The 3,356-nt window shown below is 30.3% G+C and carries 4 protein-coding genes; all 4 read left to right on the forward strand.

Annotated elements, in window-relative coordinates; genetic code table 11:
* The first annotated feature begins 398 nt into the window (after window positions 1–398).
* The 4 genes from ACJRPK_RS17405 (at window position 399) to ACJRPK_RS17420 (ending at window position 3,077) form a co-directional block, all read left to right on the forward strand.
* The gene (locus tag ACJRPK_RS17405; RefSeq protein ID WP_407141665.1) at window positions 399–1,517 is read left to right on the forward strand and encodes a serine hydrolase domain-containing protein; all 1,119 of its coding nucleotides are present in this window, start codon (window positions 399–401) and stop codon (window positions 1,515–1,517) included.
* Between the two features lie 440 nt (window positions 1,518–1,957).
* The gene (locus tag ACJRPK_RS17410; protein ID WP_407141666.1) at window positions 1,958–2,131 is read left to right on the forward strand and encodes a sigma factor; all 174 of its coding nucleotides are present in this window, start codon (window positions 1,958–1,960) and stop codon (window positions 2,129–2,131) included.
* 27 nt (window positions 2,132–2,158) lie between these two features.
* Window positions 2,159–2,452 carry an RNA polymerase sigma factor gene (locus tag ACJRPK_RS17415; RefSeq protein WP_407141667.1) on the forward strand — a complete coding sequence of 98 codons (294 nt, stop codon included), beginning with the start codon at window positions 2,159–2,161 and terminating at the stop codon, window positions 2,450–2,452.
* Window positions 2,436–3,077 carry a hypothetical protein gene (locus ACJRPK_RS17420; RefSeq protein ID WP_407141668.1) on the forward strand — a complete coding sequence of 214 codons (642 nt, stop codon included), beginning with the start codon at window positions 2,436–2,438 and terminating at the stop codon, window positions 3,075–3,077. Before ACJRPK_RS17415 ends, ACJRPK_RS17420 begins: the two co-directional genes overlap by 17 nt.
* The last annotated feature ends 279 nt before the right edge of the window (window positions 3,078–3,356 follow it).

Raw genomic sequence — 3,356 nt, forward strand, 5'->3', positions numbered from 1 at the left:
AACACCTGAATCGCTTAGCTTTGAATCAAAATGGATTATCCAAAAATAAAAACTAACCACAACAACTAAGCATTTATGCAGTCGGTACGACCGAGCAAGAATGTGGTGTTGACTAAATCGGATCAATAAATGTTTAGTATGGGGATTGTTATGTGTTTCTATAGATCTTAGATATGTATCCTGATTCCTGTCTCCCTTCTCAAACTTTTACTTTCTGCCTATTAGCCCCTTATGCCTGATATTGGCTTATCTCAAATAAAATCTGTAGCTTAGGCACAATTACAACCTACTACCTACCCTACTTAGTAATTGAAGGATTGTGAATAGTAAAAGACGTATATAGTTAGCTGTGGTGATTATATATTATTGTTGTGGGTAATATGAAAAAAGGAGTGAAAATGAAAATGAAATTCAAATTAATAATATATGTTTTAATTTTCATAACAACACAAAGTTGTAAGTCACAATCTAATGAGAAGGGGTTATCCATAATCATTGAAAAGGAAGCTGAAAAATTTCTAAAAGATAATCGATTTAATGCTGTTTCAATAACTGTTTTTGATAATGGAAGAAGTTTTTTAGGACATTACGGTGAGTTGGACAAAAACTTAAATAACAAGCCAACTAATGAAACACTTTATGAAATTGCATCTGTTACCAAAACAATGACTGGCTATCTTGTGGCTTGTGCCATTAATGAACAAAAACTTAATTTAGAAAGCTCTGTTTACGATATTTTAGGAAAGGAATATGAAAACCTTGAGTATAAGGGAGAACCTGTTCGAATAAAACATTTAATCACACATACTAGTGGTTTGCCTTTAAATGTTAAAGGAATTTCTGAATTATATCAAAATTCTAACACCAATAATTACCGTAAAGCTCAAAAGAAATTAACCGAATACAAAAAAGAAGAACTATTATCAGATATCAAATCATTAGAACTAAACCAAAAACCTGGAGAGGTTTACAATTATTCTAACGTAGCACCAAATTTAATAGCATACATTTTAGAAAAAGTTTATGATAAATCCTTTGAGCATCTTCTTAAAGAAAAATTACTCATTCCAGCTCAAATGACAAACACACATATCAATTTAGATAATAAGCAAGAATTATTACTAGCTAATGGGTATAATGATAGAAATGAATTAATGCCAAACTTTAAGAAACCGATAGAATTGTGGGGAGCTGCTGGTAGAATCAAATCGAATTCAAAAGATTTATTAAATTATATAAAATGGCAATTGAATAATAAAAATTCAATTGTAAAAATGACACATCAAAAATTATTTTACGATGTTGACAATATTTGGATAGGATATTTTTGGGAAGTAATCAAAGATAAAGATAGTATTCATATAGAACATCACGGAGGAATTTATGGTAGTCAAAATTGGTTGATGATATTTCCAGAACAAAATATTGGCATCTCAATTATAACAAATTCTAGTTTCCCTGAAGCTAATCAAATAATTAAAGAAACAGCAAATAAAATTTTGGGAAAGTTAAGATAAGTACTACCCACAACAACTAAGCATTTATGTAGTCGGTGCAATCAAGTATGAATGCAGTGTTGACTCATCCGGGTCGATATTTGTTAGTTTGGGGATTGCTATGTGTTTCTATAGATCTTAGGCATATATCTTGATTCATATCTCCCTTCTTAAACTTTTACCTTCTGCCTAGTCCCTTTTTCTTGGCATTGGCTTATCTCAAATAAAATCTGTAGCTTAGGTTCAATTATAACCCACTTCCTACCCTACTTAGTAATTTGAGGATAGTGAATAGTTAAAGAACTGTATAGTTAGCTGTGGTGATTATATATTATTATTATCACCAATACACATCGAAATGATTGGATTCATTAATTCTGTTTATTATATATCCATGTCTATTAAAAATATTCAATAGGGTGTAATAATTTTTAATTTCAGCCACTAACCAAATAAAAACAGTGAGCAGCGATTTTTATACATCATTAATTTTACCGTATGGCGCAATTATCATCAAAATGTGCAGGGCATATACAAATACTCAGGAGGATTTCGAAGATTACTATCAGGAGGTTTGTTTACAAATTTGGAAAAGTAAGGACAACTTCCATAATCAATCACAATGGTCTACTTAGGTATATAGGCTATCATTGAATGTATGATTGACTTTATTAAAGAAAACGAAGAAAAACAATCATCAGTATTTCGCTTCTGACTCCTTACCAGAAGAATTAATGGAAGATAGTCATGCATTTGCTGATGAAACACTCAATCAACTCTTTGATGCTATTAAGCAATTATCTGAAATTGATAGAGGCGTAATTTTACTTTATCTGGAAGAAAAGTCTTACCAAGAAATCGCTAAAATAATTGGCACAAATTCAAACAACATTGGAGTACGCATTAAACGAATTAAAGAACGATTAAAAAAATTATTACATGGAAAAGTCAATTGAATCAATTTGGAAAGAAGGGTTTTTAAAAAGCGATGCCTTAGTCGCTCCAAAGCTTAATGATTTGTACAATCAAAAATCAATAAATACCATCGACAAACTAATGAGAATGGGGAGAATGAATTTGGTCATTATTTTATTTGGAGCCACAGTAATTTTACTTGGATCAATTTATTTGGGAACTCCATTCTCAGGTGCAATTCTTTTTGTGCAATTTATGTGGCTTGTCATTTACGGTAAATCAAAAGCTGATAAGATTAATAACATTGATAAAGGTTTAAGTAGTTATCAATACATTATAGCTGTGGATAAGTTGCTGAAAGAGACCATTATGGGATATGTCAAAATTTATAGATTCTTTTATCCCACTTTTTTTATAGTTCTTATAATTGGAATATGGTCTTCAAACTACGGAGAAGTAATACTCAATAAAATAATTGAGAAATATCCTGATGTTTATTTATATCATGGACTACCTATTTATTTTATTATTGGAGTAATTTTAATAGCATCTTTAATGTCAATTTTTGCTGGGAAAATTTATAAAATAGATTTGAATTTAGTTTATGGACACGTATTCAAAAAACTAGATGAAATTTTAATGGACATGGAAGAATTGAAAAGGTGATAACAATAAATGTACCTAATGCGGGTCAATTTGGTAAATCGGAACTTTAAAGCATTAAATAAACAACGTAGCGGTTTGATAATGAGGTGCATTGAAATCCCGCACTACGCATATTCGAACCATTAGCGATAATAAAAAGTAAATTGATAAAAGGAGAAGATTTTAAATACATTACAATTAGAGGCCGAGTCTCCTATGCTATTGTAGGCTTCCCTAAAAATAGGACAGTTAATAATTCGAATTTACTAACTTTAAATTCAAACTGTCACCATGAAAAAC

Source organism: Aquimarina sp. 2-A2 (genome assembly GCF_045505135.1).
Lineage (GTDB): Bacteria > Bacteroidota > Bacteroidia > Flavobacteriales > Flavobacteriaceae > Aquimarina > Aquimarina intermedia.